The sequence below is a fragment of the Streptomyces sp. NPDC005303 genome, assembly GCF_040607335.1.
Lineage (GTDB): Bacteria > Actinomycetota > Actinomycetes > Streptomycetales > Streptomycetaceae > Streptomyces.
This window is the reverse complement of the sequence record NZ_JBEXGM010000020.1, coordinates 28060-50233: the sequence shown is the minus strand read 5'-3', so window position 1 is coordinate 50233 and position 22174 is coordinate 28060. Positions and strand designations below refer to the sequence as shown.

24 protein-coding genes and 1 riboswitch are annotated in these 22174 nt (G+C 71.2%); of the genes, 15 read left to right on the top strand and 9 right to left on the bottom strand.

What is annotated here, in order from left to right:
• Window positions 1-8: 8 nt before the first annotated feature.
• Window positions 9-215: riboswitch (cobalamin riboswitch) on the bottom strand.
• 80 nt (window positions 216-295) lie between these two features.
• From ABZT93_RS25640 to ABZT93_RS25620, 5 genes are all read left to right on the top strand, one after another.
• A complete protein-coding gene (locus tag ABZT93_RS25640; RefSeq protein ID WP_356108634.1) occupies window positions 296-643 on the top strand; it encodes a metalloregulator ArsR/SmtB family transcription factor in 348 nt (115 codons plus the stop codon).
• A gap of 235 nt (window positions 644-878) precedes the next feature.
• Complete coding sequence (locus ABZT93_RS25635; protein WP_356108877.1) at window positions 879-1253, top strand: sortase-dependent protein; 375 nt, start codon at window positions 879-881, stop codon at window positions 1251-1253.
• Window positions 1250-1891: a class F sortase gene (locus ABZT93_RS25630; RefSeq protein ID WP_356108631.1), complete on the top strand. Its 642-nt coding sequence runs from the start codon at window positions 1250-1252 to the stop codon at window positions 1889-1891. Before ABZT93_RS25635 ends, ABZT93_RS25630 begins: the two co-directional genes overlap by 4 nt.
• 104 nt (window positions 1892-1995) lie before the next feature.
• The gene (locus ABZT93_RS25625) at window positions 1996-2493 is read left to right on the top strand and encodes an RNA polymerase sigma factor (protein ID WP_356108628.1); all 498 of its coding nucleotides are present in this window, start codon (window positions 1996-1998) and stop codon (window positions 2491-2493) included.
• Entirely contained in the window at window positions 2477-3043 is a 567-nt protein-coding gene (locus ABZT93_RS25620; RefSeq protein ID WP_356108625.1) for a hypothetical protein, read from the top strand. The genes ABZT93_RS25625 and ABZT93_RS25620 overlap by 17 nt, the downstream gene beginning before the upstream one ends.
• 244 nt (window positions 3044-3287) lie before the next feature.
• On the opposite strand, the gene ABZT93_RS25615 is transcribed toward ABZT93_RS25620, so the two are convergent.
• Entirely contained in the window at window positions 3288-6119 is a 2832-nt protein-coding gene (locus tag ABZT93_RS25615) for a PKD domain-containing protein (RefSeq protein ID WP_356108622.1), read from the bottom strand.
• An 803-nt stretch (window positions 6120-6922) separates the two neighbouring features.
• Complete coding sequence (locus ABZT93_RS25610) at window positions 6923-7147, bottom strand: hypothetical protein (protein ID WP_356108620.1); 225 nt, start codon at window positions 7145-7147, stop codon at window positions 6923-6925.
• 304 nt (window positions 7148-7451) lie between these two features.
• Between ABZT93_RS25610 and ABZT93_RS25605 the strand changes: the two genes are divergently transcribed.
• Window positions 7452-8090, top strand: a complete 639-nt coding sequence (locus ABZT93_RS25605) for a hypothetical protein (RefSeq protein WP_356108619.1) — start codon at window positions 7452-7454, stop codon at window positions 8088-8090.
• Between the two features lie 121 nt (window positions 8091-8211).
• Window positions 8212-8787, top strand: coding sequence for a dihydrofolate reductase family protein (locus tag ABZT93_RS25600; RefSeq protein WP_356108616.1), 576 nt, complete (start codon window positions 8212-8214; stop codon window positions 8785-8787).
• A 114-nt stretch (window positions 8788-8901) separates the two neighbouring features.
• Here ABZT93_RS25600 and ABZT93_RS25595 read toward each other — a convergent pair whose 3' ends face one another.
• Window positions 8902-9846, bottom strand: coding sequence for an LAETG motif-containing sortase-dependent surface protein (locus ABZT93_RS25595; protein WP_356108613.1), 945 nt, complete (start codon window positions 9844-9846; stop codon window positions 8902-8904).
• A 281-nt stretch (window positions 9847-10127) separates the two neighbouring features.
• Between ABZT93_RS25595 and ABZT93_RS25590 the strand changes: the two genes are divergently transcribed.
• Complete coding sequence (locus ABZT93_RS25590; RefSeq protein WP_356108610.1) at window positions 10128-11801, top strand: alpha-amylase family glycosyl hydrolase; 1674 nt, start codon at window positions 10128-10130, stop codon at window positions 11799-11801.
• Window positions 11802-11803: 2 nt separating this feature from the next.
• On the opposite strand, the gene ABZT93_RS25585 is transcribed toward ABZT93_RS25590, so the two are convergent.
• Entirely contained in the window at window positions 11804-12565 is a 762-nt protein-coding gene (locus ABZT93_RS25585) for a DUF4142 domain-containing protein (protein ID WP_356108874.1), read from the bottom strand.
• A 253-nt stretch (window positions 12566-12818) separates the two neighbouring features.
• Between ABZT93_RS25585 and ABZT93_RS25580 the strand changes: the two genes are divergently transcribed.
• The gene (locus ABZT93_RS25580; RefSeq protein WP_356108607.1) at window positions 12819-13499 is read left to right on the top strand and encodes a DUF6445 family protein; all 681 of its coding nucleotides are present in this window, start codon (window positions 12819-12821) and stop codon (window positions 13497-13499) included.
• Window positions 13500-13512: 13 nt separating this feature from the next.
• On the opposite strand, the gene ABZT93_RS25575 is transcribed toward ABZT93_RS25580, so the two are convergent.
• Complete coding sequence (locus ABZT93_RS25575) at window positions 13513-13971, bottom strand: hypothetical protein (RefSeq protein ID WP_356108604.1); 459 nt, start codon at window positions 13969-13971, stop codon at window positions 13513-13515.
• Window positions 13972-14133: 162 nt separating this feature from the next.
• On the opposite strand from ABZT93_RS25575, the gene ABZT93_RS25570 reads away from it, so the two are divergent.
• Complete coding sequence (locus ABZT93_RS25570) at window positions 14134-14601, top strand: hypothetical protein (RefSeq protein ID WP_356108601.1); 468 nt, start codon at window positions 14134-14136, stop codon at window positions 14599-14601.
• A gap of 42 nt (window positions 14602-14643) precedes the next feature.
• Here ABZT93_RS25570 and ABZT93_RS25565 read toward each other — a convergent pair whose 3' ends face one another.
• Window positions 14644-15015, bottom strand: a complete 372-nt coding sequence (locus tag ABZT93_RS25565) for a DUF6479 family protein (RefSeq protein ID WP_356108598.1) — start codon at window positions 15013-15015, stop codon at window positions 14644-14646.
• A 19-nt stretch (window positions 15016-15034) separates the two neighbouring features.
• Window positions 15035-15430: a luciferase family protein gene (locus ABZT93_RS25560; protein WP_356108595.1), complete on the bottom strand. Its 396-nt coding sequence runs from the start codon at window positions 15428-15430 to the stop codon at window positions 15035-15037.
• 933 nt (window positions 15431-16363) lie between these two features.
• Here ABZT93_RS25560 and ABZT93_RS25555 point away from each other — a divergent pair.
• Together ABZT93_RS25555 and ABZT93_RS25550 are read left to right on the top strand one after the other, a co-directional pair.
• Window positions 16364-17074, top strand: a complete 711-nt coding sequence (locus ABZT93_RS25555) for a DUF4328 domain-containing protein (protein ID WP_356108593.1) — start codon at window positions 16364-16366, stop codon at window positions 17072-17074.
• A 50-nt stretch (window positions 17075-17124) separates the two neighbouring features.
• Entirely contained in the window at window positions 17125-18219 is a 1095-nt protein-coding gene (locus ABZT93_RS25550; RefSeq protein WP_356108591.1) for a substrate-binding domain-containing protein, read from the top strand.
• 7 nt (window positions 18220-18226) lie between these two features.
• Here the strand turns inward: ABZT93_RS25550 and ABZT93_RS25545 are convergent, their stop codons facing one another.
• A complete protein-coding gene (locus ABZT93_RS25545) occupies window positions 18227-18385 on the bottom strand; it encodes a hypothetical protein (protein WP_356108588.1) in 159 nt (52 codons plus the stop codon).
• 191 nt (window positions 18386-18576) lie between these two features.
• Between ABZT93_RS25545 and ABZT93_RS25540 the strand changes: the two genes are divergently transcribed.
• The 3 genes from ABZT93_RS25540 (at window position 18577) to ABZT93_RS25530 (ending at window position 21619) form a co-directional block, all read left to right on the top strand.
• Window positions 18577-19782, top strand: a complete 1206-nt coding sequence (locus ABZT93_RS25540) for a sensor domain-containing protein (protein ID WP_356108586.1) — start codon at window positions 18577-18579, stop codon at window positions 19780-19782.
• A 171-nt stretch (window positions 19783-19953) separates the two neighbouring features.
• Window positions 19954-20613 (top strand): response regulator transcription factor, encoded by a 660-nt coding sequence (locus tag ABZT93_RS25535; RefSeq protein ID WP_356108583.1) that lies wholly within the window; start codon window positions 19954-19956, stop codon window positions 20611-20613.
• Between the two features lie 103 nt (window positions 20614-20716).
• On the top strand, window positions 20717-21619 hold the full coding sequence (locus ABZT93_RS25530; protein ID WP_356108581.1) for a type II CAAX endopeptidase family protein: 903 nt from the start codon (window positions 20717-20719) through the stop codon (window positions 21617-21619).
• 127 nt (window positions 21620-21746) lie between these two features.
• Here the strand turns inward: ABZT93_RS25530 and ABZT93_RS25525 are convergent, their stop codons facing one another.
• Window positions 21747-22115 carry a hypothetical protein gene (locus ABZT93_RS25525; protein ID WP_037707296.1) on the bottom strand — a complete coding sequence of 123 codons (369 nt, stop codon included), beginning with the start codon at window positions 22113-22115 and terminating at the stop codon, window positions 21747-21749.
• Window positions 22116-22174: the final 59 nt, after the last annotated feature.

The window sequence follows — 22174 nt, the reverse complement described above, 5'->3', positions numbered from 1 at the left end:
TCGTGGATGAACGCGTGAGCTGCCGTGGCCGGTCTCCTGGCTTACGGGTCGTGCGTTTCCCTGCCCGCCTTCCCGGCCTGATGGTGACGGCCAGTGGCTGTCCCGCGAGGGACGTGGGAGGGAAACTCCCCGATCACAGTGGCGAGGGCCGCACCGGCATGGACCTTTGAGGGGTCGTCACCGGTTTCCCGAGCACCACGGCCCGACCACGGTAGGGGTGCGAGGCGTCTCCTGCATAGCTGCATACCTGCGCAGGTATGGAAGATCACACCGGCCGCCTGCGAGGATGACCCCCATGCATCTCGTCCCGGCGGACCGAGCGGACCGCCGCACCATCGACGGACACCGGGTGTGCGACGCCATCGCCGCGATCGGTGACCCCGGCCAAGTCCGCGCCTGGTCGGACCGTTTCGCCCTCCTGGCCGGCCCCAACCGCCTCTCCCTCCTCCTCGCCCTGCACCGGACCGGCCCCCTCGCGGTCTCCGACCTCGCGATCGCCACGGGCATGAACGACCCCGCCGTGTCCCAGGCCCTGCGGCTGCTGCGGGCGGCGGGCGTGGTGGCGGGGGAGAAGGAGGGGCGGGTGGTGCGGTACTCGGTGGTGGACGAGGGAGTGCGGGGGCTGTTGAAGCAGGTGCCGTGAGCCTGAACCGGCGGTCGGGGCCGTTCGCTGGAAGCCGGCGGTTGAGCCGCTGAACAGCCCTGCTCCGCAACGGAGTTACCCCACCTCGACGACTTTGCCATTCCTTTACAACCGGCTCCTGCGCCGGCTCGTCTCTCCGCACGTTCCGTCACTCAGCCGCCCGGCCGGCCCGACCACCGGGCCGGGCCACTTTCCGGGCGGACCGACGAAAGAGAGCGATTCCATGCGCCGTACCGTGCGCCGTACCGTCCTCAGCGCCGTGGCACTCGCGGCCACCGCCGTACTGGCGGGCACCGCGCCCGCGTTCGCCGATGGCGCGAGCCCGTCCTCGGCCCCCACCGTCGCGCCGACCAGGGCCACCCCGCAGCCGAGCGAGGCACCGTCCGACGAGGCCAGCGCGGTGCCCAGCGCGGCCCCCACCACCGACACCCGCACCGCCCCGTCCCAGGTCGCCGAGGTTCCGGCCGGCGCGCCCGACACCGGGGTGACGCCGACGTCGACGGACTCCGGAACGCCGGGAGCGCTGATCGGCGGCGGTGCTGCCGCCGCGTTCGCCGTGGCCGGCGCCGCGGTGATCGTCGTACGCCGTCGGCGGGCGACCGGAGCGTGACCCTGCTCTCCAGGCGGGCGTTCGGCACCGGGGCCACGGCTGCCGCGGCCTCACTGCTCGTGGGCTGCTCCTCCGACGCCGAGGGCGTACGCACGACGGGGACCGCGGCTCCCGACGCCGCCGCGTCGCCGCAGACCACCGGCAAGCACACCGCCGCGAAGTCCGGCCGGGCGGTGGGCCGTTCGGCCCCCGTCCGGCTCACAGTCCCCGCCATCGGGGTCGACACCCCGGTCATGCGGCTGGGGCTGGCGTCCGACGGCACCGTGCAGGTCCCTCCGATCAGCGACCACGACCAGGCCGGCTGGTACGAGCACTCGCCGACGCCCGGCCAGACCGGCCCGTCGGTGATCCTCGGCCATGTCACGGTCGGCGCGTACGGGGACGGCGTCTTCCACGGCCTGTCGCGGCTGCGCCGGGGCGAGAAGATCGTGGCGCGTCTGGAGAACGGCACGGAGACGGAGTTCACGGTCACCTCCCTGCGGACGGTGGCCAAGGCCGACTTCCCGACGGACGACGTCTACGGCAACGTGAGCCGGCCCGAGCTGCGGCTCATCACGTGCGGCGGCCCCAAGGACGAGGACGGCTACCTCGACAACGTGATCGTCTTCGCCGCGCTCACGTCGTCCACGACACCGTGAGCACCCTGGAACACGAAGGACGGCGGGCCGCCGGAACGTACGCCGGCGGCCCGCCGTCCTCCCCCACGAGTGCCACGCCGGTGGCAACAGGCCCATGGAGAGCGTTGAAACGGTCCCGCGAGAAAGAGGCGGCAGCGTCCGAGCTATTCGCCGCCCTCTACCCGCGCCTGGCCGGCTGGTGCCGCCGCCTCGTCGACGACGACGAGACGGCCCACGAGATCGCCTCGGAGGCGTTCACGCGCCTGTGGGCCCGCTGGACGTCGGTGGAGGAGCCGCGCGGCTTCCTCTATGTGACGGCGGCGAACATCGTCCGGGACCACTGGCGCAAAATGGAGCGCGAGCGAAAGGCCATGCGGCGCGCGACCACGGAAGCGGCTCTGCGCCCGCACACGGAGGCGTCGGACCCGTCCGTACGTCTCCTCGTCCAGTCGTTGCCGGAACGACTGCGGGTGCCGATCCTCCTCCACTACTACGCTGACATGCCCATTCGGGAAGTGTCCGCGCTGACCGAACGCAAGGAAGGAACCATCAAGGCCGACCTCCACGCGGCCCGTGAACTACTCCGTGCCCACCTGAGGAAAAGCCTTGACCACACGCTTTGACGACGACGAAGTCCCGGAGTTCGACCCCTCCGCCGCGGACCACGACCCCGACGACCCTCTCCTGATCCTCCTCGGGCCCGCGTCCGCCCCCGCCTACCTGGGCGCTCCCCCGGGTCGCTACGAGGAGATCCGCCGCACCGCGACCCGCCGTCGCCGCACCCGCGTGGCGGCCGGAGTGGGCGTGGTCTGCGCCGTCGCCGCCCTCATCGTCCTCCCCCTCAACCTCACGACGGCGCAGAGCCCCCGCTCCCCGACGGTCCCCCAGGCCCCGCCCCCCGCGAGCAGCCCGGTGACACCCCCCGTCGACCGCTCGCCGTCACCGTCCCCCGCCACACCGCGGCCGTCCGAACCCGCCACCCGCGACCCCGCCGACGTCCCCTCCCGGACGCCCTCCCTCCCGAGCCGAACGCCCGGCGAAACGCCCCGCACCACGGCCGGCGCGTCGCAGGCACCCACGCCCGAGGCCACGACAGAGCCGACTACGGCGGACATCGCGCCGTCGGCGAGCGTGGCCAGGGACGCTGCGCAGGACAGCACTTCGGCGCCGTAGCGGCCAGGCCGAAGGAGGCAGCGTCAAAGAACAAGGCGGGCAGGCCGCGGTGGCGAGGTGTTCACCGACTCGGCGGGTGGTGACGCACCGTGCCTTCCGATCCGGGTCCGTGGGGCGTCCGCGCCGTCCCCGGAGTGCGGCGGTCGTGCGGTGCCGCGCCTACGGACTGCTCTGTCTCCCTCTGCTCTGCGGGTCCGCTCTCACAGGCAAGGCGAGTGTTCACCACCTTGCGGGTCGGGTGCGGTCAGCCGAGGTAGCCCTCGAGATCGGCGACGACGTTGACGGATCCGCTCGAGTTGTGGAGGTGGATGTCACCGTCGGCATCGACGGGCACCACGGCCAGGACCGGCCGGGTCTCCCCGGCGCTCACGTTGTCGTTGGACACGTTCGGCAGGCTGCCGGCCCCGTAGGCGGTCAGGTGCGTGCCGGCGGTCGGGCCGACAGCGGTGAGGTTGATCAGGACTGCTGTCGCGTCGGCCGGGACGCCGCCGACACCGGTGACCTTCACGGTGAGGGTGCTGTTCGGGCCGAGGGGCCTGACCTGAGCGCCTGTGCCGTTGCGGGTGTCGAGGAAGCGGGTGGGGTCGGTCGGCACGAAGGGGCTGCCCTGGGGGGAGGTGCCGTCGACGGCGTAGGTGTAGAGGCCCTGAAGGTCGGCGATCAGGTGGACGTGCCCACCGCTGTTGTAGATCTTGATCTTTCCGCCGCTGCACACCTGCGTCCCGACCAGGTTGGAGACGGTCTGACCGGCGTGGTAGTTGAGGTCCGACGTGCTCGGGCGGCTGCCGCAGTACACGGTGACGACTCCGCTGCCGGTGCCCGCGGTCACGGTGACGTTCAGGACGGCGCCGATGGTGCCCGCGCCCTGTCCCTCTTTCGGCAGGGTGAGGGTCGTCGTGCTGCCGGGCGCGACCTTGCCCTTGGGAGCACCGGTGCCGTAGCGGGTGTCGAGTACCCGGGTCGGGGCGACGGGCGCGAGGTCGCTCATGCGATCGTCGGTCAAGCTGGCCTTGGTGGTGAAGTAACCCTGGGTGTCGGCGATGAGGTCGACCGAGCCGTGGGCGTTGTACAGGTCGACATAACCGTTCGCGCCCACCCGGACCGTGACCAGGTTCGGGTTGGTCCGGTTCGCGGTGAAGTCGAGGTCGGACGCGGTCGGGCGGCTCGTGCCGTCCGGGTACACCGTGACGTAGCTGCTCGCGGTGGCGTCGGTGTCGGTGACGTTCATCGTGACCGCTGTCACCCCGGTGGTCGGGATACCGCCCACACCGAGGACCTTGAGGCGGAGCAGGCCGCCGGGGCCCACGCGACGCTTGGGGGCACCGGTGCCGGAGCGGGTGTCCAGGATGCGCTTCGGGGTGGTGGCGATGTACGCCGGTCCCACGGTGGTCCGCGTGGTGTCGGTGGCCGTGCGCCCGGCGGCGTCGGTGAACTGCTGCGTGACGGTGTAGGTGCCGGCTGCGGTGTACGTGTGCTGGACGAAGCCCTTGGAGCCGGACACGGACACGGCCGCCGAGCCGTCGCCGAAGGTGACCCGGTCACTGGTGATCTGGTAGCCGGAGGCGGTGAAGTTGCAGCCGGCGGTGTCCGGCTTGGCGGGAGCGGTCTGGCAGTTGAGGCTCCCGGTCAGTGACGGCAGTGGTTGGACGGCGAAGGAGGAGCTGTTCCGGACGCCCAGTTCGGTGCCGTCGGGGCGGTACGTCGTGACCGTGACGTAGATGGTGCTGCCCGTGGTGGGCTGTGTGTATGTGTGCGTGGCCGAACCGGTGGAGGACGTGGCGGTGGTGCCGTCCCCGAAGGCGAAGGTGTAGGTGTATCCGTCGACGGAGTCCGACCACGGGTTGCTGAAGCCGGCCTTGAAGGTGACCGGCACACCGGCATACACGTCCACCGACGAACGGCCAGGCATGTCCACGTTCAGCGGATCCTGGGTTTCGGACGCGCCCCGGTCGTAGTAGCCGACGCCCGTGCCGGTGTCCGGGGCGAGCGGGTCGTCGACCCGCTGCGCCCCGTGGAGGTCCGTGGCGAGCTCACCGGGCGCGTCGGCGTCCGCCGAGTCGATCAGCGGCGACTGCTTCGCGGACGGTCCCGACGTGAGGGAGGGCGCCAGGTCCGTCTGGTCCAGCTCGTGGGCCCCCTGGCCGGTGCCGGTCAGGAATGCCTGCCGGGTCCCGTACGCGGTGCCGGCCCAGTCGTAGTCGGTTCCGGCCGACGACGGTTCGACCGCGTTGTAGTCCACGGTGACGTGCGGGGCGGAACTGGCGTCCACGGTGATCTCGGCGGGGGTGCCGGTACCGGAGCAGGATCCGGACGGGTCGACGAGGGCGAGGGTGTTCTCCACGGACCCGGAGCTGCCGTCGGTCAGGCTGACGGCATCGCCGCAGTTTGTCTCGATGGTGTCGCCTGCCAGATGGATACCCGTGGTGCCTGCGGCCGCGATGCCTCCGCCGAGGGAAGCGGCGTCGTCGGCGAGCGTGACGTCCTGTGCTCCGGCCGCGCCGGCGAAGGCCAGGCCGCCGGATTCGGCGACGATCCGCAGCCGGGTGAGCGAGATGCCGGAGGACAGTCCGTCGACGGTGATCGTTTCGGCCGTGGCGGGGGCCGCCTGAGCGGTGGTGACCGCGCCCGTGTCGTAGGCGATGTGCTGGGACCCGGAGACGACCAGAGTGTTCGTCCCGACCGAGGAGAGGTTGAACCCGGTCACGTCGACATACCGGGCGCCGGAAAAGGTCATCGCGGGGGCCGAGGTCGTGGTGTGGACGACGACAGCGGCGGTAGCGGCCGTGCTGTTGCCGGGAACCGCCACGAAGGTGACGGGCGCATCCGCGGTGCCGGTCGAGGCGATGGTCACCGGGGCGTACGGGGTCGTGTTCCGCGCCACGTCGACGGTGTCCCCGGGGGTCGCCGCGTCCGCAGCCGGCTGGATCTGGCAGAAGGGCTCCGCCTGTGAGCCGGGTCCGGTGTCGCTGCAGTCGGCGGCGACGTCGTCGACGTACAGGGCTGTACCCGTGTCGGCGTGGGCGACGCCGGTACTGAGACCGCCGAGCAGTACGGAGAGGACGGCAGCGGATCTCACGAGCGATCGCCTGTGACGCATGGACACACTCCCCCGGGGCCGTGGGAAGACGTCGGACGTCGGCACGCACAGCCACTGAAATCCAGTCACCTGTCTGCTGGAGTGGGCGGAACGATACGGCAGCTCAGCCGTGGCGTACCGGCACGATGCGGCTCCATTGCCGCAGGTGAACCTCCGGGGACAAGACTTGGACAACCGAAAGGCGGCGCACTGCCGATTGTTGATCCCCTGATTACCTTGAGCCGCCCTCGTCAGCCGTAACGCCGCCTCCGACGGACATGCGCCGGGCGAGGGTCCGGGCGGGACGAGGAGGACCGCCGGTCGTCCGATGGCGCCGACTCGTCAGCCGCCGGAAGCCGAACGCCTCGACGGAGCGACGTGCACAGCCGCTCCGGCTCTCGGAGGCGCTCGAACCCCCGCGCGCGCAGGACTCGTCGGGGTCGTAGGGGCGACGGATCGGCGCCGGAACCGGAGGCGTTCCGGGGCCTCGTCACTCGGTGACCGTCGCTCAGGGCGCGGGGACCGCGCTTTCCGCGAGGGTGGCCGAGGCGCGCGTTCCGGGGCCGGGGCGAGGAACAACGGCAGGTGCACCGCCAGGGATATGGGCGGGAGTATCTGCGGGATATCCGAATTGACCACGAGGCGGGAAGCCCACGGCCGAATGATCTTGGGAAACCCTTGTCTCACGGGAAGCGCACGCGAATTGATGCGCGACTGCGTCACCAATTTTCACCACACGCTCATCGGCACGCGCTCTTTCGGCGCAGGGGGGAGCGGCCGCCGTGAGGGCGGTGCTGAGGGTGTCAGCCGCTCGTTTCCGGGCCCCATTGCCCGGGGCCGGCCCCCCGCCAGTCGATCCACGGTGAGGTCGCCACCTCCGACGGGTCGATCTCCAGTCCCGCCCGCCGGAGGAACTCGGCTATGTCGGCCATGTTGTGGGCCAGTCCGAGGATTTCGCCGTCCACGCGGACGCGTCGGCCGCCGGTGGGGGACGGTGGATGTACGGTCACGCGAATCGGTCCGGACATGTCCTCAGGATCGTCCTGAGCGTCCGGTCCCGCATTCCGGCCCGTCATCGGCGAGGCCCGGTCCGGGCGGCATGCCGGGTGGGCCGCTGGTGGGCGGCGTTCCGTTCCTGCTGTGGCCGGATGAGGTCGGCGGGGAGCGAGCACATGAGTGGATTCAATCATGTGTTCGATTTTATGGGCCATGGGTACAAGCACCTGTGTGACGTGCTGCCACGCGCTTCTCGGTGGCGCGTCGACGCGGAAGATCCGATGGCGGGGGTGGGTTGTGGCCGGACGAATACTGAGGCGTGCCCGTCTGGTGGGCGTGGCCGTGTTGCTCCTGATGCGCTCGACGGTGGTGTTCCTCGGCCTCGAGATCGGCGCCGCCGTCCTGCTCTACGTCACGCAGAACGTCTGGGTGACCTTGCTCGTGTATCCACTGGTCTACCTCCTGTCGTTCTTCCTCCTCGCGCTGCTGGTGCCGGGCGTGGAGGAGGAGCCCAAGGCCTGGGCCATCGTGGCGCTGATCACAGTGCCCATCGGCGCCCTGGCCGTGATGCACCTGACCTACTCCGGCCTGGACCAGCGGGCGCTGCACGCCCACGGCCGACAAGAGCGGGCGACGGTGACCGACGTGTACTGGTCCAACGGGGGTGCCGATCCACCGACGCACGTCGCGCGGCTGGCTGATCCGTGGGGACGGTCGATACCGGGCATCGTGTCCGGGGACGGACTGAAGGCCGGCCAGACCCTCACCGTCACCGTGGACACCGAGGGGAGGATCCCGGTGATGGTGGGTACGGCTTCGACGGGTTCGGGGAAGTTCCGGACGGCGGGCATCACCGCGGTCGCCGAGATCCTGTTCCTCGCACTGGCGGTCTACCAGGGCACCGCGGACCGCTCGGCCCAGGAGACGACGGACAAGCCGAAGAGAACGCGGAAGCCCAAAGGCGTCCCGGCGTGACGTAACGACGTGAGCCACGGACGGCGGGCGGCGGTCGGCGATGAGTTCCGGCGGCGGGCGAGGTCTACGGGTTACGGGGTGCGGGTGACACCGGCGCCCGTCCGACGAAGGAGACACCGACATGACCGCCACCTACACCTTCGACGTCTTCTCCAGCCTCGACGGCTACGGCAGCGCCGGTGGCGACTGGACCGGCTACTGGGGCAAGCAGGGACCCGAACTCCTCGACCGCCGCCTCGCCCTGTACGGGCCGGAGCAGCGGATGGTCTTCGGCGCCACCACATACCGGGCCTTCGCGCGGATGCTGGCCGAGAGCACCGAGGACTCCGACGTGCGCGACCCGTGGGTCACCCGGATGCGGAACCTGCCGACCACGGTGGTGTCCACCACCCTGGAAGGCCCTCTGGACTGGCCGGACGCGACCGTCGTCAGCGGGGACGCGGTGGACGTCGTCGCCCGGCTCAAGAAGGAGTCCGAGGTGCCGCTGCGCTCGCACGGCAGCCTGGCGATGAACCGGGCACTGATGGCCGCCGGCCTGGTCGACCGCGTCCAGGTGACGCTCTTCCCCGTCATCACCGGCCGGACCGGGCAGGACCCGGTCTTCGCGGGCGCGGCCGACTTCGATCTGGAGCTGGTGGAGCACCGGACGCTCGACGGACACATCCAGGAACTCGTCTACCGGCCCACACTCCACTGACCCGTCCGGCACTCCGAACCCGAAAGGGCCGCCCACACCGCGGACGGTGGGACGGCCCCTTCGGGAACGTTCAGGAATGCTCAGGAACGGTCAGTGATGTTCAGCGACTGTTCGTCAGGCGCGCGAAGCCTTGCGTCGACGCGTGGCCAGCACGATGCCCGCGCCACCCGCGAGCAGCACCGCCGCACCACCCGCGATCAGCGGGGTGTTGCTGCTGGCGCCGGTCTCGGCGAGGTTGTCACCGCCGCCACCGTTCGGGGTGGGGGCGGCCGGAGTCGTGGTGGACTCCGAGGCGGACGGGGTCGGAGTGCCCGTGCCCGGCGTCTCGGAAGCCGGGGGCGTGCTCTCGGACGCCGGCGGGGTGGACTCGGAGGCCGGCGGGGTCGACTCCGAGGCCGGCGGAGTGGTCTCCGAGGCCGGCGGGGTCGCCGGAGGCGTGGTCTGCGTGGTCGTGCAGTCCTTCGTGCCGCCGTTCCAGGCCGCGATCAGCTTGTCCTTGATGACCGGGTGGTCCGGACCCTTGGGGAGGTCGCCGTGCGTGAAACCGTCGTTGGCGTCGAGCTTGCCGTCGAACTTCGTGTTGCCCCGGTAGAGGTCGACCTGTCCGTAGCAGCCCGCGTCGGGGATCGCGACGTCGAGGGTGTCGACGGAGCCGGCCTTGACGGTCACGGTGTCGAAGTCGTGGAAGACCTGCTCGCCGGAGGTGGCGAACGTCGGGCCGTGCGCGAGGTAGGACGCCAGAGAGGCGGTGCAGGTGGACGCGTCGCCCGCCGCACGGACCTTGACGTGGACCTTGCCGTCGTCGCCCGGCTTCAGGTTCTGGTCGTCGACCTTGACCGAGGCGTAGAAGTTCTTGCCGTCGAGGGAGAACTCGCAGCGGTCGGTCTCGGTCTTCGAGCCGGCGCCCGTGCCCGGCTGGTAGTGCCCGCCGTTGCCCCAGCCCTTGCCGCCGGGGCAGTCGGAGGCGGAGGCGACGGAGGCGAGGGCGGCGGAGAAGGCGAGCGTCGCGGCGCCCGTCCCCAACAGGCGCCGCATGGTGACACGTCTCGCTATGGACATACGTATCCCGTCAGGATGAGAGTGAGTGGTAACAGCAAGCATCAGAAACACTGGGCCCATTGGTCACATGCGCCACGGTGTTCACACATCGTGGATCTCCTTGCGGAATGCTGTCAACCTGCGGTGATACATGGCCGGTTCGACGACCATCACAATTTCGACACACCGGGAAGGGATCACTCCGCAAAACCCAGGTTCACTTTTCCGGTGACGTGGACAGATATCCCCTTTGTCGCCTCCATGGACCGCACATATCGCACCCGCATTCCAGAGGAGCCCGCGTGATCTCGCGCACCACCACGCCAGACCCCTCGCCCGACCTCTCCAGCAACGACCCGAACTGGTGGCGGCAGGCCGTCGTCTACCAGGTCTATCCCCGCAGCTTCGCCGACGCCGACGGGGACGGCCTCGGGGACCTCAGGGGCGTCACCGAGCGCCTCACGCACCTGGCCGCCCTCGGCGCCGACGCCCTGTGGCTGAGCCCCTTCTACCCCTCCGAGCTCGCCGACGGCGGCTACGACGTCGCCGACTACCGTGATGTCGACCCCCGGCTCGGCACCCTCGACGACTTCGACGCCATGGTCGCCGAGGCCCACCGGCTCGGCCTGAAGGTGATCGTCGATCTTGTCCCGAACCACACCTCCCACCAGCACGTCTGGTTCCAGGAGGCTCTCGCCGCCGGGCCCGGATCCGCCGCACGCGAGCGCTACGTCTTCCGTGACGGGCGAGGTGCGCACGGCGAACTCCCGCCCAGCGACTGGCAGTCCGTCTTCGGCGGCAGCGCCTGGCGGCGGGTCGCCGACGGGCAGTGGTACCTGCATCTGTTCGCCCCCGAGCAGCCCGACCTCAACTGGTCCCACGAGGAGGTCCGCGAGGACTTCCGCACCACCCTGCGCTTCTGGTCCGACCGCGGGGTCGACGGCTTCCGGGTGGACGTGGCGCACGCGCTGGCCAAGGACCTCACCGAGCCGCTGCGCGACCTCGGCGACCTGCCCGGCGTCGCGGAGGAGGCACTGGACCAGCTGCCGCCGGGCGGCCATCCCTACTGGGACCGCGACGAGGTCCACGAGATCTACCGCGACTGGCGCGCGATCCTCGACTCCTACACCCCGCCGCGCACGGCCGTCGCCGAGGCCTGGGTCCCGGGCCCGCGCCGCGCGCTGTACGCCCGCGCGGACGAACTCGGCCAGGCCTTCAACTTCGAGTACCTCCAGACGCCCTGGGACGCCGGCGAGCTGCGCCAGGCCATCACCGACTCCCTCGCCACCGCCCGTGCGGCTCACGCCTCGGCCACCTGGGTGCTCTCCAACCACGACGTCGTACGGCACGCCTCGCGTCTCGTGCTTCCGCCGGGCACCGACGAGAACGCCTGGCTGCTGTCCGGCGGCCACGCGCCCGGGATCGACCTCACCCGAGGCCTGCGACGCGCTCGCGCGGCCACGCTGCTCATGCTCGCGCTGCCGGGATCGTCGTACGTCTACCAGGGCGAGGAACTCGGGCTGCCCGAGGTTGCCGACCTGCCCGTCGAGGTGCTCCAGGACCCGATCTGGGAGCAGACGGGCCGGGTCCGCAAGGGGCGCGACGGGTGCCGGGTGCCGCTGCCGTGGACGACGAGCGGTCCGTCGTACGGCTTCGGCGCCGGCGGTGCCTGGCTGCCGCAGCCGCCGTGGTTCGCCGAGTACGCCGTCGAGGCCCAGGACGGTGTCGAGGGCTCCACGCTGGAGCTGTACCGCACCGCCCTGCGCCTGCGCCGCAAGCTCCTCCAGGGGGAGGAGCTCACGTGGTCGGACAACGGGCCGGCCGACGTGCTGGACTTCGTCCGCCATGAGGGCTGGCGGTGTGTCACCAACCTCTCGCAGGCCGCCGTCCCGCTCCCGGCCGGGGAGGTGCTCCTGGCCAGCGGCCCGTCGCAGGACGGGCTGCTGGCACCGGACACGACGGTCTGGCTCGGCTAGGGCTATCCGACGGTCGGCGTCGGGGTCGCGCCCGTGGCCGGGGTGGCGCCGTTCGCGTTCTCGCCCGGGATCGCGAGCGGCGTCGACGTCGGGTTCGGCGGCGGGGTGAGCACGACCATCTGTGCGCCGGGCTGCGGTGCGGGCGGAGTCAGGTCGGTGGCGGGCAGCTTCGGCGGAGTGGTCTGCATGAAGAGGGCCTGGTCGAAGTTGACGAAGCCGGTCTTCTCCATGACCGTCATATGGTCGAGCACCGTGTCGTTGGCCATGTCGGCCAGCGACCGCACCAGCGAGTTCTTGGTGGTGGAGCGGACCTTCGAGATCGTGTTGAAGATCGAGCCGTGTGTCACGCGCAGGATGTTGGCGAAGTTCGTGTCGAACTGCTGGCCGCTGCTCGACTCGATCGTGTTCACGAAGCCGACCTGCTGCGGGCTCGCCACGTTCGGGATGGTGATGTTGAGCATCGGGGCGATCTTGCGGCAGGCGTCGTCCAGGGCCGCGTGTCCGTCGATGAGGTGCCTTCCGGCCTCCTTCACCTCCGGGGTCGTCCCCTTCTGCAGGGCGACCTGGCCCAGCGGGTACTCCCACAGGCCCGCCGCCCGCACCTTGACGACGAAGTCCCGGTCCAACTCGGTCAGCGGGCCCCACTGCGTCTGGGCGATGATTCTGTCCTGCGCGGTCGACGCCTGGCTGACACCCAGCATGGACGGATACGCGAGAGCGCCCAGAGTCAGCGTGAGGGCTCCGCCCACGAACAGCGTTCCCATCGCATTGCGCGAGAGTGGCACCGTGCCTCCTGCCCGGTAGGGGTTTCCCGCCAGGAGGCGGGTCGGACGCACAGAAGTACGCACGCCGGGGCGCGGATGTTCATCGCCGCTCCCGGAGGATGATCTGGCTCACACCACGGCGCGTCAGGACAGCGTCCGCCCTCACCGGTTGACCGTTCGTTGACCGGTTCGCGGGGAACTCCGGGGGAAATCGCGGGAGAGACCTGACGGGCCCCGGACCTAGATTCGCTGCATGTCCATGCCACCGCGGGTGCAGCGTCCCCTCCCCGTCCTCCCGTACCGCAAGCCCACCAGGGGCCGCGACTACTGGGTGATCGACGACGTGCTCCCGGACGCCGACGCCGTACGGGAACGCTGTCTCGCCAAGGACGACTGGGTGCGGGGACATCCGTACACCTCGGAGACCTGGCCGGGACTGCGGGCCATGCCCGGGCTCGAACCCGCCGAACTCGCGAGCGTGGAGCGGCAGGTGAGGAAGGCGACGGGGGCCGGGAAGCTGTGGGTGCAGCAGGCGCCCGGCGGGGGCACCCTCAACCACAACTGCGTCCAGGTCGTCGGGGAGGGCGAGAGCGAGCCCCGGCCGCACACCGACTCCCGGGCGCTGTGCCGGTACGCCGCCGTGCTGTATCTCAACCCCGGCGTGCACAAGGACTGCGGCACCAGCTTCTACCGGCAGTCCATGCCCGGCGGGCGGCTCGGCGGCAATGTCGTACAGGCCCCGCACAACAACCTCGTCGAGGCCCTGGGCACCCGGTTCGTCGCGCCCGACGCCTTCGAGGAGGACGTACGGGTACCGCACAAGTACAACCGGCTGCTCCTCTACAACGCCAACCTCGTGCACAGCGCGACCGGTTACTGCGGCAGCACGCTGGAGGAGAAGCGGATGACGGCCGTCTTCTTCTGGATGGCGTGACCCCGGCCGCTGGTCAGTAGCGCACCGCCCGGGACACCTTCGCCCGCACGTCGCCCGACAGGTCGTGCGTACTGCGGGCGGTGCCCTTCCCGGTGCCGCCCGCCGGGACGTCCCGAACCGTCACCACCACCGCGTCCAGCAGCTTGCCCGACCCGTCGGTGAAGTCGACCTGGACGGCGAAGGACTTCGCCGAGTCCGCGCCGTTGGCTGCCCTGACCTCGACCGCCGTGCGGCCGTCGGAGGCGGTCGCGGGCGTACCGAGCCGTACGGCGTCCTTGGCGTCGACGCCGTTCTTGATGTCGTCGAACCGTCTGCCCGCCTCCGCCGTCGCCGACGCCACCGCGTCCCCGGCGCGGGAGGCGGCCGACGCGACCTTGCTCGCCACCGACGACGGGGTGTCGTCGTCGGAGCAGGCGGTCAGGCCGGTGAGGGCCAGGGCCGCCACCAGTGCGGCCGTCGTCCAGCGGGTCATGTCGCCTCCTCGTCCCGCCTCCCGGGTGCGGGTCCCTCCAGTGAAGGGCCCCCGCGCCACGGCCGCACGCCCCATGTCACCCGAACGGTCCACTCCCGTGGTGGCCGGGCCCGCCCCGCCGGATGGTCGAAGCACATCGACCACGAAAGGCGGGACAGGGCCATGACGCAGCAACCGCACGCCACCCAGCCGTCCGCCGGCCCGACCCCGACCCCGACCCCGGTGCCGGGCCACGGCCCCACGCCGACCGAGACCGCGTGGGCCGCCGGCGGGGTCGTCTTCGCGGGTGTGCTGATGCTGATGAACGGCATTCTGGCGATCTTCCAGGGCATCTCCCTGCTCGCCGACGACGACGTCTGGGCCCGCGTCGGCGACTACGTCTACAAGATCAACCTCACCGGCTGGGGAGTGATCCTGCTCTGTCTGGGAGCCCTCGCCGCCGTCACGGGCGCGTTCATCCTCAGGGGCGCCGCCTGGGCACGGATGACCGGTATCTTCCTCGCCTCGCTGAGCATGCTCGCCCAGTTCCTCTTCCTGCCCTACGCCCCGGTGTGGTCGGTCATCATGATCGGCATCGACTTCTTCGTCATCTGGGCGCTGGCGGTGTACCGGCCGGACATGCGGGGCTGACCCGGCGGCACGCCGGGCCTCCCCGGTGACTCGGCGACCCGGTCACACGTGGCCGAGGCCGCCGCTGCCGAAACCGCCGCTGGAGCCGGGCAGCCAGCGTTTTCGCTGCTGGTCCTCTCCTCGTCTGCTTCCAGAGTGACGGAGCTGGTACGGCATCAGCCGGTCCTGCCCCTCCGCCGGGGCCGGCAACTCGTCCGGCTCCCGCATCTCCCGGACCTCACGGATCGGTCCGGTCTCCGGGAGGTGCGGCTGCTCCTCGCTGAGCGGCCGTGGAAGCTCCCGGTCCTGGACCCGCATGCCGAATTGCACGGCCCACACCAGCGCGCCGGCGATGAACAACCCTCCGGCAAAGGCGGCGATCACGTTGAGTACTTCGCTCGACGAGGCCGCCAGGACAAACGTCGCGGTACTCATAGTCCGATTATCGCCTATTTCACCGGATCGGCGCGAAAGAGACGTCCCTGGGGACCACCGTGACCCGGTGGAAGTTGCACGCGGCCGGGCCGAGGGCGCGGGGAGCCGCCTGGTGGGCCTTGAGCGCCACGCTGACCAGACTCATCAGCAGGTCGACGTCGGTCTCGCAGTCGAGGTGGACGGTGACCCAGCGGGAGCCCGGCAGCAGCCGGACCGCGGTCGACTCCTGGAGGTCGTCGTGGAACCTGCGGATGGCCGGTTCGGTGAGGTGCAGATCCACGTCCCGCCCCGGGTGGAAGTGCACGATCTCGCTGTGCGCGGAGCGCAGCGCCAGGCCCGCTCCGCAGCTGGGCAGGCCCGTGCTGAGGTCGGACCACGTTTCCAGGCGCTCCAGGGCACGCTCGGCCAGAGTCATGTGCCCATCGTCGCCCGCTCACCGCCCCGCAACCAGAGGTTGAGCGAAACGTAACCGGGGCGTGAGGTGTTGCGTGGACCACAAGTGACATGCCGTCGGCCGGACTTCCGCGCGACGATCGCCCGTGCGGCGTCTCGGGAACCTGCCGGGCCGGGAACCTGCCGGGCCGGGAACCTGCCGGGCCGGGAACCTGCCGGGCCGGGAACCTGCCGGGCCGGGGACCTGCCGGGCCGGGGACCTGCCGGGCCGGGGACCTGCCGGGCCGGGGACCTGCCGGGCCGGGGACCTGCCGGGCCGGGGACCTGCCGGGCCCGGAACCCGCCGGGCCCGGAACCCGCCAGGCCCGGGCCCCCCGGACCTGGGACCCCCGGACCTGGGACCCCCGGCGCCGGGACCTACCAGCTTCGGGGCCCGTCGGCCTCGGACCCGTCGGCTTCGGGGCCCGTCGGCCTCGGGGCTCCCGGCTTCGGGACCCGTCAGCCTCGGCAGCCGTCTGCTTCGGGGCCGACCGGCTTCGAGGCCCTCAGCCTCGGGCCCCGGCTTCGGGAGCGACCAGTTTCGGGACCCGTCGGCTTCGGGAGCGACCAGCTCCGGGCCCCTTCGGCCTCGAGAGTCGTCAGCCCTGGGACCGACCGGCCTCGGGACTCCCAGCCTCGGGTCCGTCGGCTTCGGGCCCGTCGGCTTCGGGGCCGACCGGCCTCGGGAGCCGTCCGCCCCGGGACCAACCAACCTCACCAACCTCGGGACCAACCAACCGCTGGCCCGCTGGCCCGGGGCCCCGTTGGCCCCGCGACCCGTCGGCCTCGTACCCACCGCCCCCGCCCCCACCCCCACCCCCACCCCTCCGTCGGTCCCGCCCGCGATCTCCCCGTGAACCGATTCCCGGGTTCGTCGCGATGAGAGGGTGAAGTGATCCTTTCGAAGGGGGACCCCGTGAGTGAGAAGGCTGTTCGGCCCGAGTTGTGCAGTGTGCGTGGCTCCGCCCGGCTCGCCGTCGTGGGACTAGGGCTCGCCGGGGGCGCCTGGGCGGTGCGGGCCGTGTGGCATGTCCGGCTCGCCGTCGCCGGGGAGCCCGCCTCGGGGCCGCCGGACCAGGGCGAGGGCCGGCACCGGCCGCTGAACGCCCTGGAGGACTCGTACCACCTGGTCAGCACCGCGGGAAGCATCCTCACGCTGCTGTGCGCCGCCCTGTTCATCGGCTGGCTGGGGCGGATGCGGGACAACGCGCGGGCCCTGTCCGGCGAGCCTCCGCGTTACGCCGGCATCTGGGTCTACGTCTCCTGGTTCGTGCCCGTCGCCAACCTCTGGATCCCCCGCGGCATCGTCGCCGACATCCACCACAAGAGCGCCCCCGACCGGAAGCTCCCCGTCGTCGTGAACGTGTGGTGGGCGCTGTGGCTGGTCGGCATGGTCACCGGCGTGGGGCTGATGTACGACGGTGACACGGACGACGTCATCGCCCGCGCCTACCACGGCGTGACCACGCTGCTGGTCGCCGACCTCGCCGTGGTCGGCGCGGCCGTGGCCGGGATCCTCATGGTGCGTGCCCTGACCGACGTACAACTTGTGCACATCGGCACCCAGTTGCGTACACCGGGTGGTGATCCCTTGAAGGAAACCGTCAGGGCGTTTGATCGGGATTGAGGGCACTTACTGTTGCGCCTACGTGACAGCCCCCCACCCACAGGATCGCCATGCGTCGCATCCCCCCTGTCATGGCCGTCTGCGTGTCGGCCCTGCTGCTCACCTCCTGCGGAGTGGGCGACAGCAACACCGCGGTGAGCCCCAAGAAGGGCGACGACATCACGCTCGGTCTGCTGCTGCCCGACCGGGACACCAGCCGCTTCGACCGGTTCGACTACCCCCTGTTCAAGAAGGAGGTGGCGAGCCTCACCCGCGGTAAGGGCAAGGTCAGTTACGCCAACGCCGAGGCGAGCGCGAAGCGGCAGAGTCAGCAGTTCCAGAAGATGATCACCGACAAGGTGGACGTGATCCTGGTGGACGCGGTCGACGCCAAGGCGATCGGGCCGGACGTCCAGAAGGCCAAGGACGCGGGCATTCCCGTCATCGCCTACGACCGGCTCGCCGAGGGTCCGATCGACGCCTACGTCTCGCACGACAACGAACTCGTCGGCGAGGTGCAGGGCCGGGCCGTCGTCGAGGCGCTCGGAGACAAGGCCGAGACCAGCAAGATCGTGATGATGAACGGCTCCCCCGCCGACCCCAACACCGCGCTCTTCGAGAAGGGCGCGCTGGACGAGCTCAACGGCAAGGTCGTCATCGCCAAGCAGTACGACACCCGGGAGTGGCTGCCGTCGGTCGCCAAGGCCAACATGAAGGCGGCGATCGCCTCCTTCGGGCTGCACAACATCGCCGCCGTGTACTCGGCCAACGACGACATGGCGGGTGCGGTCATCGAGGAGCTCAAGGAGGCGGGGGCCACCAAGATCCCGCCGGTGACCGGGCAGGACGCGAGCCTCGCCGCGGTGCAGCGGGTCGTGTCGGGCGAGCAGTACATGACCGTGTACAAGTCGTTCCTGCTGGAGGCGACGAACGCGGCGCAGATCGCGGTGTACAAGATCCAGGGCCGCGACCTCCAGTTCGACGCGCTGATCCGCGACAAGGTCGACAGCCCCACCCAGAAGGACATCCCGTCGCTGCTGGTGCCGGTGGTCGCCCTGACCAGGGACAACATCCGGCAGACGGTGATCAAGGACGACGTCTACACCGTGAAGCAGATCTGCACCGCCGAGTACGCGGCGGACTGCGCGGCGATCGGCCTCAAGTAGCCGTCCCTCAGGGGCCGGTGCGCACCCGTCGTACGACGAGCGCGGTGGCCGTCAGCGCGGTGACCGTGCCGAAGGCCAGGTGGACGGCGGTGTCGGCGGGGGTGAAGGACGCCACCGCGTTGCCGAGCACGCTGAGGACGAGCAGGGGCCACAGAAGAAGGTTCACGGTTCGCTCCAGGGTGGACGGGTCGCCGGGTCGTTCCCGGTGGTGGCGACGCTATGAGCCGGCGCCCGGTCCGGACGATCCAGCACTCCGCCCGGTCCGGGGTACAGCAGGCTGTACTTTCCGTCTCCCGGCCTGTCGGTGACCCCGCCCGCCGCCTAGGGTCGTTGTCCTCCGGCCCGAGGAGGGTTCGCATGGCCGCCGCCGACGTCAAGAGCCTTGCCGTGGGGACCGCGACGACCGCGGCCGCCGCGCTCGGCCAGCTGGTCTCCGGACTCGGTACGGCGGTCCTCGCGCCGTTCGTGCTGCTGTGGCTGGTGCTGGCGCCCGGCGGGGTGCGCGTGCTGCACGCCCTGGCCGGTATGGAACGCGTCCGGCTCGCCCGCTGGGGCCCCGAGGTCATCGCCCCCGCGCCACCCCCCGCGCGGCTTCGGGCCGCCCTCGGTGATGACACCACCCGGCGTGAGGTGCTGTGGCTGGTCCGGCATCTGGCCGTGGGCCTCCCGCTGGGCCTGGTCGGCTTCGTCCTGCCGGTACTCGCCCTGCGGGACACCGCGTTCCCGCTGTACTGGCGGCTCGCCCCGAAGGACGCGACCGCCACGTCCATCGGGATCGGCGTCGCGCACTCCTGGGCGGACGCCCTCGCGGTGTGCCTGCTCGGCGTGGGCTGGATCGCCATCATCCTGGGGCTCACGCCCGGCCTGGCACGGCTCCAGGGGAACCCGGGGCGCCGCCTCCTGTCGGCCGGCCCCGACGCCGACCTCTCCCTGCGCGTCGCGGAGCTGACCGCGACCCGGGCGGCCGCGCTGGACGCCCACGCCACCGAACTGCGGCGCATCGAGCGCTCGTTGCACGACGGCACCCAGAACCGGATCGTCACGGTCACCGTGCTGCTCGGGGCCGCCCGCCGGATGGTCGCCCGCGACCCGGCCGGCGCCGACGAACTCCTGGAGCGGGCCCAGTCCGCGGCCGAACAGGCCCTCGCGGAGCTGCGGAGCGTCTCCCGCAGCATCCTGCCGCCGGTGCTCGCCGACCGGGGTCTCGCGGGGGCGCTGACCGGGCTCGCGGCGGAGAGCGCGGTGCCGTGCACGGTCGACGTCGAGACGCCGGGGCGCTGCGCGGCCTCCGTCGAGGCGACCGCGTACTTCGTCGTGGCCGAGGCGCTGACCAACATCGCCAAGCACAGCGGGGCGTCCCGGGCCACGATCACCGTCCGAGCCCCCGGCGCACGGCTCCTGCTGCGGATCACCGACGACGGCCTGGGCGGTGCCGACGAGAAGGGCGGCTCCGGACTCACCGGCATCCGCCACCGGGTCGCCGCCCACGACGGCACCCTCACCCTGACGAGCCCCCCGGGCGGTCCGACGGTGCTGGAGGTCGATCTGCCGTGCGGGGTATGACGGGGTCCGGATCTGCCGTGCGGGGCGGCGGTCCGCGGGGGGATTCTCTGCCCGGCGGTGTGCCATGCGCCGGGTGAGGGGCTGCGCCGGAACCGGACCCGGCGGCTGTGGCCGCACTCTTCGCCCGGCGGGCCCGCCGGGCGGTATCAGGACACTGGAGACGGACCTGTCATGCGGATCGTGATCGCCGAGGACGACCCCCTGCTGCGGGAGGGGCTCGCGCTGCTGCTGCGTGCCGAGGGGCTGGACGTGGTCGGTACGGCCGACACCGCCGAGGGGGCGCTCGACGCCATCGACGCGCACAAGCCCGACGTGGCCATCCTCGACGTACGGATGCCACCGACACACACCGACGAGGGGGTCCGCGCGGCCGTCGAGGCCCGTCGGCGCAGGCCCGACCTCGCCGTGCTCGTGCTGTCCGCCTACGTCGAGCAGAGCTTCGCGACCGAGCTGCTGACCGGCGGGGTCGGCGGGCTGGGCTACCTCCTCAAGGAACGGGTCGGCCGGGTCGAGGAGTTCCTCGACGCGCTGCACCGGGTGGCGTCCGGCGGCACCGCCATCGACCCCGAGGTCGTTGCCCAGCTGTTCACACGGTCCCACCAGGACGTGCGGCTGGAGCGGCTCAGCCCGCGCGAGAAGGACGTACTCGCCCTGATGGCCGAGGGGCTCGGCAACAGCGCCATCGCGGAGAGGCTGTTCGTGACCGACGGGGCCGTGCACAAGCACATCCGGAGCATCTTCGCCAAGCTCGACCTGGCGCCGACGGACCAGGTCGACCGGCGCGTGGCGGCCGTACTCCACTATCTCGAGGACGCGCGGCGACGGTCGTAGTACAGCCTGCTGCACCGGACTTGGGCCCTGTACGGCAGTGATCCGCGGACCTGGCGCTGGTGTGCTGGACGCATCACATCAGCCCCCTCCGAAGGGACCCGCGGTGAGCGTCCAAGCCCCCGTCAGCATCGAGACCCGACCGGTTGCGCAAGACGCAGGCGGCCTGCGCGGCAGCATCCGCCGCAACCCCCTGACCTGGTTCTTCGCGCTCGCCTTCGCACTGAGCTGGGCCGCCTGGACGCCGTACGTGCTGTCCGGGAACGGCCTCGGCGTCTGGCACTTCGTCTTCCCAGGCGGCCGCGCGGGCAGCCAGCTCACCGGCGTCCTGCCCGGCGCCTACCTCGGCCCGATCGCCTCGGCCCTGCTGGTCACCGGGATCACGGAGGGACGCGCAGGGCTGCGGACCTGGCGGGCCAGGATGACGAAGTTCAAGGTGAGCCTGCGCTGGTACCTGGTCGTCCTGCTCGCGGTGCCGGCCGCGCTGACCCTCGCCTCGGTCGCACTGGCCGGCCGCGGCCCCGCACTGCCGTCCGCGATGATCCTCGCCGCGTATCTCCCCGGACTGCTCATCCAGATGATCACCACTGGTCTCGCGGAGGAGCCCGGCTGGCGGGAGTTCGCGATGCCGCGGATGCAGCGCCGCTACGGCCCCCTGACCGCGACCCTCGTCGTCGGCGTGCTGTGGGGCTGCTGGCACCTGCCGCTGTTCCTGACGGAGTGGGGCGGAGGGCCGCACGTCGCGTGGACCGTGCCCGCGCAGTTCATGGCGATGACGGTCGCGTTCAGCTGCATGATGACCTGGGTGTTCAACCGGTCCGGCGAGAGCATGCCGCTGGTCATGCTGCTGCACACCGGCGTCAACAACTACCTCTCGATCGCCTGGTCGGACATGTTCCCCTCGCTGAAGGAGAGCGACGCGGCGCTGTCGGTGCTGCTCGCGGCGACGGCGGCCGCGCTGGTCCTGCTGATCGCGACGCGGGGGCGGCTGGGCCTGCCCCGGCGGTGACCGTGTCCTGCGATCCGTGTACGGGCTCCCGGCGCCTCCCTCGTCGCCCCGGGAGCCCGTCTCGGTGCATCCCCGGCAACTGTTCGTCGCTCGCGGTGGATCGGATGTCGTTGTGGCACGGCAATTTTCAGCCGGACTCGCCGCTCTCCTTCCCCGACCCGTTCGCGAACTGGAGCGAGATGCGGCGCAGGACGTCCGCGGCGGAGGTGTCGGTACGGCCCTCGTCGTGGACCTCGGCCAGTTGCACGAAGGCGAACGCGAAGCAGTTGGCGATGCTCGCGATGGCGGGGCCCAGCTCCTCGACCACGGCGTCCGCGGCGGCGTGGCCGCTGGCGTCGGCGGGGAGGTGGATCCGCGGGAGGGTCTCCACGAGGAGTGCGGAGATGGCTCCGGTCAACGAAGCCTGCCGGCCGGGGTGTTCACGCACCTGGCGACGCATCTCCAGGGCCTCGGTGAGGATGCCGACGACGTTCTGCATGACCTCGCGTTGTTCCATGACACCGCAGCGTATGTGCTCCACGGAACGCGTCATGTGATCCAGCGCACAGGAACTCG